The organism is Legionella sp. (genome assembly GCF_047605385.1).
In the GTDB taxonomy this organism is placed as follows: domain Bacteria; phylum Pseudomonadota; class Gammaproteobacteria; order Legionellales; family Legionellaceae; genus Legionella.
The window spans coordinates 1-8,231 of record NZ_JASGFU010000092.1 but is presented as its reverse complement, the minus strand read 5'-3'; the positions used below and the strand labels follow the sequence as shown (position 1 = coordinate 8,231).

The following is an 8,231-nucleotide window of genomic DNA, read 5'->3' as shown; positions in this document are numbered from 1 at the left end:
TATCACGTATTATCATGTTTCACCCAAGAGGAACTCATTAATTGATGGAGTCACAATGAAGTCGCTTCGCGACACTATTTTAATCCCCCTCACCCTTGATCCCTCTCCCCCACGCTGCGCGCGGGGGAGAGGGGAAGCCCGGTGAGCTCAATTAAATACCTGGGGAGTTACAAATAATTAATGAAATAAAAAAATTACCCAATTATCAAAAATTTATTCGTGAATTTCGCTTTAAGAAAAATTTGAATAAAATGCCTCTTTTATTTTATGCTGCTAAGAATAATTTTCTCGAATTAGCAAATTTTTTAATTCTAGAGAAAGTTTCTCTAGAGGATACGTTTTCTTATCACTATATGGCTTATGCAAATGAATTTTCTCCCGATCTTGATGATGCAACAGCATTAGACGCTGCTTGCTACTACAACCATCCACAAATGGTACAATTATTATTAAGAAACAATGCAAATTATTTACATCCTAATACAAACTCCTGTGCACTAGGGTCTCTTTTTCTGACGAATACAGTAGAAATATGCCGTATTCTATTAAATAAAGCAGAAGAGGATAATAAAATTGCAGAACTTCTATCATTAAAAAATTATAAGAAAATTTCAGTTTATAGCTGGCATTGTTATCCGCAGAATATAGAAATATTAAAAGAATTAATGCAAATCAAAAACTATCATCAGTACATAAATATCGATGACGTATTAAGACATGCAAGAATAGTTTCCTGGAAATATCCAGATTATAGTGAGGCATTCAACCAAATATGTATTCAGTTAAGAACGTTGAAATCAGAAAATGCTAATACAAATAATACAGCCTCGATTGTAAGTAATGGTTACTATTTTTTATTTAATACTCAACAAAAGAAATGGCAGGATAAAGAGGAATTAGTTAAGAGAATCATTACCAAAATATATGAATTATTTTCTTCTCCTGAACAATGTAACGGTCATGGTCTCCACAGAAGGGAATAAAAAGCGATTGATGATCCATGTTATAAAAACCCCGGATTATGGCAAGCATCATTGCATGCGATTAATGTTTTTTCCACCTGAATCGTTACATGTTGAATGCTAAATTCATGACGTAACTGTTCAATCCACTCAGCACGTGCCTGATCTGTTAACTCCATTTCCGGCATATATAAATGCACAGAAAGCGCATTTTCTTTGGTACTTAAAGCCCAGATGTGCAAATCATGAAAGTCCTGGACTCCTGGCTTGGCTAATAAAAATTCACTAACAGCAGTCCAAGAAATATTCTCGGGTACACCATCGAGAATTAAGCGAAAACTATTAATGAATAAAGACCAAGTACCTTTTAAGATGATAAAAGCAATGATTAAACCAACAACTGGGTCAATCCATAACCAACCCGTTACATATAATAAAGCAGCAGAAAGAACCACACCTATAGAAATTAAGGCATCATAAAATAAATGCAGATAGGCAGCTTTGATATTCAAATCATTAGAACCATGCATAAAAAGCAACGCAGTGGAAAAATTAACAATAATGCCAATACCTGCAACCACCATTACTGATACTGCTTGAATTTCTGTTGGTGAAAAAAGCTTATACATCGCTTCTGTCGCAATAATACCGCAAGTAAAAACTAATAGGATCCCATTAGCCAAAGCCGAAAGAATGGAAGTTTTCTTTAATCCATATGTTGCTTTCATCGTTGGCACACGCTTCATTAAACTTGTTGCCACCCATGCCAAAACCAAACCTAACACATCACCTAAGTTATGAAAAGCATCTGCTAATAAGCTGGTTGAATTGGAAAGATAAGCATAAATAATCTGCAAAATAACAAAAAGACCATTGGCAGTAATCGCAATTAAAAATGCGCGGTCATAAGTTACCTCACCATGGTCATGATGGTGATCGTGTTTTCCATGAGAATGTGCACTCATACGCTTTCTTCACCTTGTGAGTTTTCGCTATAATAATTAATACCTATTTTAATGCGATTTCTTTCTTTTTGCCTACGCCAAACATTAGTATCACGTAAGGAATAAACACAACCACAATATTCTTGCTTGTAAAATTGTTCACGTTTGGCAATTTCATACATACGCTCAGAACCTCCATTTTTACGCCAATTATAAGTCCAATAAACAAGAGCAGGATAACGATTTGCAGCACGAATCCCACTGTTATTAATTTGGTTCATATCTTTCCAGCGAGAAATACCTAAAGAACTGCTAATCACTGGAAAGCCATGCTCATGAGCGTATAAGGCTGTGCGTTCAAAACGCATGTCAAAACACATAGTGCAACGCTTGCCACGTTCCGGTTCCCATTCAAGCCCTTTAGCACGCTCAAACCAATTGTCTTTATCATAATCAGCATCGATAAATGGAATATTATGCTTTTGTGCAAACTTCACATTTTCCTGCTTACGAATTTCATATTCCTGGACAGGATGAATATTAGGATTATAAAAAAAGATAGAAAAATTTATTTCTGAACTGATTAGCGCTTCCATGACTTCACCAGAACAAGGGGCGCAACAAGAGTGCAATAATAATTTATCTGCTCCATTGGGTAATTCTAATCGTTCTCTTTCAATCATTCTGTTACTTCCGGCAAATTGATAAAATGCTGACGATAATAAGCCAATTCAGCAATTGAATCTTTAATATCATCTAAAGCAAGATGCTTTGATTCCTTAGTAAAACCATTTAATAGTGCAGGTCTCCAACGAATAGCCAACTCTTTTAAAGTACTGACATCTAAATTGCGATAATGGAAATATGCCGCTAACTCTGGCATATATTTATATAAAAAACGTCGGTCTTGACACACACTATTACCGCACATTGGTGATTTGCCTTTATCGATAAATTGCTTAAGGAAATTAACGGTTGTTTGCTCTGCTTCGCCTTCACTTACAGTGCTTTCTAAAACACGTTTAACCAATCCAGATTGTCCATGTTGTTTGGTATTCCAAGAATCCATTCCATCAAGCAATTCTTTAGTTTGCGATACAGCAAAAACAGGACCTTCACCAATAATATTCAAATGTGGGTCCGTCACTACTGTAGCGATTTCGATAATACGATCTTCTTCCGGATTAAGCCCTGTCATCTCCAGATCAATCCAGATTAAGTTATGATTATTTTTCATTTACCTTCCAAGAATTTAAAATTAATTCAACACAAGCAACACGGCGTTGGTGCAAAGCCTGTTTAATTGCTGCCCCTTCATATCCTTGTGACATTATATCTTGTGCGCTTATTTTTGCACATTCAGCTAACAGATAGGCCCATAATTTACTTTGTCGATAATCCACTTTACGCCCAGCACCTTCTGCATCTGCTTTACAAGCAAGAAGCATATTATAGAAAAGTCCTGGACGACGAAATGCATCTACTTTTTCTAAAACACCAACGATAGTTTCTGCACGTAATTCAAATAAACGATGAATCATCAAATGATAGCGTGATACAGTTGTTGCCAATATACGGTATTCATTAGGAATGCGCAGACGAGTACATAAAGCATCAATAATCGGGACTCCTTGTTCTTCATGTCCATGATGACTTGGCCAATTCTTCATTGGTGATTTGGCCTTACCCAGATCATGCACTAAAGCAGCAAAGCGAATAACTGGATCCTCAGTCATAGCAACAGCACCTTGCAGTGCCATGAGTGTGTGTACGCCACTATCCACTTCATGATGATAGTGGTAAGGATTTGGTATACCAAATAAAGCATGTAGTTCAGGAAAAATAACACGTAACGCATCACAAGAGCGCAAAATTATAAAAAATTGCTCAGGATTTTTTTCCTCTAAACTACGTTGTAACTCTTGCCAAACACGTTCTGCTACCAAATGTAATAATTCACTTTGCTGCACCATTGAATACATCAATGAACGTGTTTCAGCGGCAACACGAAAACCTAAATAATGATAACGTGCAGCAAAACGCGCTAAGCGTAATACACGTACCGGATCTTCAACAAAAGCAGGGGAAACATGGCGTAATATTTTATGCTCTAGATCATAACAGCCATTATGCGGGTCAATAATATGACCTTGTTCATCTTGTGCTATAGCATTAATTGTTAAATCACGGCGAGCCAAATCTTCTTCTAACGTTACAGAAGTACTAAAATCACAAGAAAAACCGTAATAACCTGGAGCTGATTTTCGTTCTGTTCGAGCTAATGCATATTCTTCATTAGTTTCTGGATGCAGAAATACAGGAAAATCGCGCCCTACCTGACGGAATTTTTTTTCTAATAATTGCTCTGGACTTGCGCCAACAACGACCCAATCACGTTCTTTTATTGGAAGATTGAGTAATTGATCGCGAACAGCACCACCAACCAAGTAGACTTTCATTAAATGTAAATTACCTTCATACTGTCATAATTATGAGATTATCTGTTTATTTTCTAGCAATCTCGAGAAAACTTACTTAATTATAATATAGATCACAATCATGAGTAAAAGACGTATTAACAAGCAACAACATGCACGTATCGAAAAGATTCAGCAAGCCTATCATGAAAATAAAGATCATCATGATGACTTAGTCGATGGTTTGGTCATCACTCGCTTTAGCAGGCATGTAGAAGTCGAAGATACTCATGGAAAAATAATTCGTTGTTCAATAAGACCGAACCTGGAAACCCTGGTAGCAGGCGATCGCATTATTTGGCAACGAGAGGGAGCTAATCACGGTGTGGTCGTTAGCCTTTATCCTCGAAAAAGCGTGCTCGCAAAACCAACCAATGTTGGCACAGCAAAACCTGTTGCAGCAAATATAACTCAACTTATCATCGTAATCGCATCAAGACCCGAAATCTCCTGGCCTTTATTAGATAGTTATCTGGCTATGGCAGAATTATTACATTTGCATGCGGTAATTGTACTCAATAAAACCGATCTGCCTTGTAAGCTCCAGAAAGAACAATTACAAACTGCTTATCAAAACCTGGGTTATCCCATTCTTTTAATTAACCAGGAATCCCTTGAAAGCTCTCTTCTCTTAAAAAAAGTATTGAACCACCAAGTTAGCGTTTTTGTTGGTCAATCCGGTGTTGGAAAATCCTCCTTAATTTCCCAAATTCTTCCTCATGAAGAGAATATTTTAACCGGAGCACTTTCTGACATTTCTGAATTAGGTAAACACACGACCAGTAACTCCCGCTATTACCATTTACCTAGTGGTGGTGCCTTAATTGATTCTCCTGGGGTGAGAGAGTTTAGTTTATGGCATCTTAATGCTGCAGAAATTGCACGTGGCTATATTGAATTTAGGCCCTATTTATCGCAGTGTAAATTTAGAAATTGTACCCACAAGGATACACCGCATTGTGCTATTATCAATGCGGTGGATATAGGTTTGATTGCGCGCAGTAGATATGAAAACTTTATCAAACTATGCGCACAATATACTAAATAAATTAGGCATAAGATCTAAAAATAAGTAGCAGGATAACTAATGTCGGCTTTATCTTCTATTTGCTTTCTTTTCTCTGCACTAAAAATAGGCGAATCTAATTCATTCAAATAGTCACGAAACCGATTCTGAAGCAACTCTGGCAAATGATCCAGAGGTAAGTTTTTCTCATTATTATAATATTTAATTAAATCAGCAACATCGCACACTTCATCATTTTTCTTTGGAACAATGAACTCATCAAGATTAACAAACTTCATATTAGTACAATTATATCCTTGATCAGCTAATCGCCGATTCAAAATTAATCGACAGTTTTCAAGAAAATTTCCTCTAGCATTATCTATATCAAGTATTTGTATTAATACCGTTAAATAACGGCGCTGAGCATAATCCAAGTTAGAAAGGAGTTGAGAAAAGAAGATATTAACTCTCAATTGTTTAATGCATGGTAATTCATTTTTATGAGCATATGTAATAAGAAAATTATCTATAAAAGCATTTAAATTATTCTTAGTATTAGTTCCTATTTTTTGTGATTTAAAAATCAATAATGCCGCTAAAATCGATTCTGGTTCAAACCAATAACCATGAACTTCTGAAAGTTGTAAATTTTCAATTTTTTTTAGCCAAATAGAGGTAGTATTATTTCTAATAAATAAGGTAAGCCAATTCTTATTATTTATCATGGACTTGAAATTTACTATAATTTGGCCATAAAGCTCTTGATAATCAGGTTCATTAGATAAATTAAGCAAATTCGATATAGGGCGCAGCGAATATAGCCCATTAGGAATATTATTTTCTATATCCCACACTCTAATTTTTTTACCACAAAATAAAGATGGTTGAAATTGAGTAATATATAATGAAACCAAAATACTTTGACAAAATCGATATGCATCATATTTTGCATAGCTGTTTGCTCTTTTGCGATACTCGGATAGCATCATTTGTTGTTTATAGACGCGCTCTAATTCGGGACGCTGCACTCTTAATGTGCGATCGTATCTAAATAAAAAAATACTCAAAGCCTCCATTTCACATTCAAGCTCATAATCTCTTGCATCATTAATCGCAATAAATACATGAAGCAAGTAATAAGTTTCAGTAACTTTTGTATTGAGATTTCTTGGAAAATAACTAACTGTTTGTCCATAAAGATAATTGACATCATCCACTTTAGTTTCTTGCAATCGTTGTTCAAAGAAAGACTTGGTTATTTTTGAAAACTCACTAAAGCAACTCTTTTTTTCTTTCATTCGATAATAACTTTCAACAACGACTAGCAAACAAGGCAATAATTCAACAGGCATTTTTGCAGAATTTCTTTTCACTAACCGAGGAAAAATTTCTTGACCTAAATATGACCAAAAATTTGTATATGGGTTCTTTTTCCCATTCTCTTCGATCCAAAAACGTCCATCAACTTGCACACAGCGACGCAAACGACTCAATTCTTGGATGCTCACAGACTCAAGCTCAAGCTCATTTGGGCCAGGCTTACACGCTGTGACCAATCTAAATCCGTGCATCTCCATAAATGTAACAAAAGTACGCTTACGTAATAACTGATGATTTTTATCATTTACGTAAAAATTAGCTAAAGTAACCGTTTCTGTTAGCTTAGAACCATCTCTAGGATCTAGGTCATTAGTAAGATTATAAAAAAGTATTTTTAAATATGGAACATTGAGTTCTTTGGCAACTTGTTTTGCTAGCTGAACCCAAAGATTATTAATCGGTGATTCATGAAGTGTATAATCTAATTCTTTGCCACAAATATAGTCCCATCGTATTTTAAAGCATTCTTCTAAAAATTTTAGATCATTAACATCCAACTGCTTATTGAGGTTCTGGTTAATAAATCGGTCGGAAATAGACTTTATAAGCTGCGAATCATCATCGTTGTTGTTGAATCGTTCATCTTGAGTAAATCCTATTATTCGTTGGACAATCATTGTATTACAACCTTTCCTAAATTTTGTTAAATTAAACTATGGTCATAAAAAAATCAATATAGATATCATATTAATTTAAAGAGTTATATTGAGTACGACATTTTTCCATTCCATTCACTGTCTGTCTGATAATAGACCAATTATTTAACTAAATACTTATGTGCCTCTATGTATACAAATTTTTATCCTGCGCAAAGTTACTTCTCAATAAAATCAAATCTTAAAATTTTAATACGGGTCCAAACAAAAAAAGCGGCCTAGGCCGCTTTCTTGTATTCAAATAAAGACCTGGCGATGCCCTACGTTCACATGAGGAAGCCTCACACTATCATCGGCGCATGTTCGTTTCACTTCTGAGTTCGAGATGGAATCAGGTGGTTCCAAACCGCTATGGTCGCCAGGAAAACTCGTTTGTATGTTGATTGGTGCACATAATACACCAAACTCATACTTTGGTAAATAAAGAGAATCTATTTTTATGCTCTATGCTCGTAACACAATCTATATCATTCAAAGTAACTCAGATTATATGGTCAAGACAATCAGCCAATTAGTACACGTTAGCTTCACACATTACTGCGCTTCCACACCGTGCCTATCAACGTCGTAGTCTTCAACGGGCTTCATGGGAAAACTCATCTTGAGGGAGGCTTCCCGCTTAGATGCTTTCAGCGGTTATCCCGTCCGAACTTAGCTACCCGGCGATGCCACTGGCGTGACAACCGGTACACCAGAGGTTCGTCCACTCCGGTCCTCTCGTACTAGGAGCAGCTCCTCTCAATTTTCCTACGCCCACGGCAGATAGGGACCGAACTGTCTCACGACGTTCTAAACCCAGCTCG

Annotated in this window: 7 protein-coding genes and 2 rRNA genes; 2 read left to right on the top strand and 7 right to left on the bottom strand. The window is 36.1% G+C overall.

Annotation, left to right across the window (positions count from 1 at the left end; translation table 11 throughout):
* Positions 1-251: 251 nt before the first annotated feature.
* On the top strand, positions 252-983 hold the full coding sequence (locus QM652_RS13310; protein WP_415076601.1) for an ankyrin repeat domain-containing protein: 732 nt from the start codon (positions 252-254) through the stop codon (positions 981-983).
* 20 nt (positions 984-1,003) lie between these two features.
* On the opposite strand, the gene QM652_RS13305 is transcribed toward QM652_RS13310, so the two are convergent.
* From QM652_RS13305 to QM652_RS13290, 4 genes are read right to left on the bottom strand one after another with little or no spacing between them, the layout of a single operon-like run.
* Positions 1,004-1,927, bottom strand: coding sequence for a cation diffusion facilitator family transporter (locus QM652_RS13305; protein ID WP_415076599.1), 924 nt, complete (start codon positions 1,925-1,927; stop codon positions 1,004-1,006).
* Positions 1,924-2,589, bottom strand: coding sequence for an epoxyqueuosine reductase QueH (locus QM652_RS13300; protein ID WP_415076597.1), 666 nt, complete (start codon positions 2,587-2,589; stop codon positions 1,924-1,926). Before QM652_RS13300 ends, QM652_RS13305 begins: the two co-directional genes overlap by 4 nt.
* Positions 2,586-3,143, bottom strand: a complete 558-nt coding sequence (gene orn / locus QM652_RS13295; RefSeq protein ID WP_415076595.1) for an oligoribonuclease — start codon at positions 3,141-3,143, stop codon at positions 2,586-2,588. The genes QM652_RS13300 and orn overlap by 4 nt, the downstream gene beginning before the upstream one ends.
* The gene (locus tag QM652_RS13290) at positions 3,133-4,365 is read right to left on the bottom strand and encodes a multifunctional CCA addition/repair protein (RefSeq protein WP_415076593.1); all 1,233 of its coding nucleotides are present in this window, start codon (positions 4,363-4,365) and stop codon (positions 3,133-3,135) included. Before QM652_RS13290 ends, orn begins: the two co-directional genes overlap by 11 nt.
* A gap of 100 nt (positions 4,366-4,465) precedes the next feature.
* Here QM652_RS13290 and rsgA point away from each other — a divergent pair, with 100 nt between their 5' ends.
* Positions 4,466-5,431, top strand: coding sequence for a small ribosomal subunit biogenesis GTPase RsgA (gene rsgA / locus QM652_RS13285; RefSeq protein ID WP_415076591.1), 966 nt, complete (start codon positions 4,466-4,468; stop codon positions 5,429-5,431).
* 14 nt (positions 5,432-5,445) lie between these two features.
* Here rsgA and QM652_RS13280 read toward each other — a convergent pair whose 3' ends face one another.
* The 3 genes from QM652_RS13280 to QM652_RS13270 form a co-directional block, all read right to left on the bottom strand.
* Positions 5,446-7,389 (bottom strand): hypothetical protein, encoded by a 1,944-nt coding sequence (locus tag QM652_RS13280; protein WP_415076589.1) that lies wholly within the window; start codon positions 7,387-7,389, stop codon positions 5,446-5,448.
* Positions 7,390-7,675: 286 nt separating this feature from the next.
* A 5S ribosomal RNA gene (gene rrf, locus QM652_RS13275) occupies positions 7,676-7,791 on the bottom strand.
* A 127-nt stretch (positions 7,792-7,918) separates the two neighbouring features.
* Positions 7,919-8,231, bottom strand: a 23S ribosomal RNA gene (locus QM652_RS13270); the annotation flags it as partial.

Bases quoted from the DNA above. Each gene is read 5' to 3' on its own strand.
- QM652_RS13310 (WP_415076601.1), top strand. From the start codon at position 252: ATGCCTCTTTTATTTTATGCTGCTAAGAATAATTTTCTCGAATTAGCA.
- QM652_RS13305 (WP_415076599.1), bottom strand. From the start codon at position 1,927: ATGAGTGCACATTCTCATGGAAAACACGATCACCATCATGACCATGGT.
- QM652_RS13300 (WP_415076597.1), bottom strand. From the start codon at position 2,589: ATGATTGAAAGAGAACGATTAGAATTACCCAATGGAGCAGATAAATTA.
- orn (WP_415076595.1), bottom strand. From the start codon at position 3,143: ATGAAAAATAATCATAACTTAATCTGGATTGATCTGGAGATGACAGGG.
- QM652_RS13290 (WP_415076593.1), bottom strand. From the start codon at position 4,365: ATGAAAGTCTACTTGGTTGGTGGTGCTGTTCGCGATCAATTACTCAAT.
- rsgA (WP_415076591.1), top strand. From the start codon at position 4,466: ATGAGTAAAAGACGTATTAACAAGCAACAACATGCACGTATCGAAAAG.
- QM652_RS13280 (WP_415076589.1), bottom strand. From the start codon at position 7,389: ATGATTGTCCAACGAATAATAGGATTTACTCAAGATGAACGATTCAAC.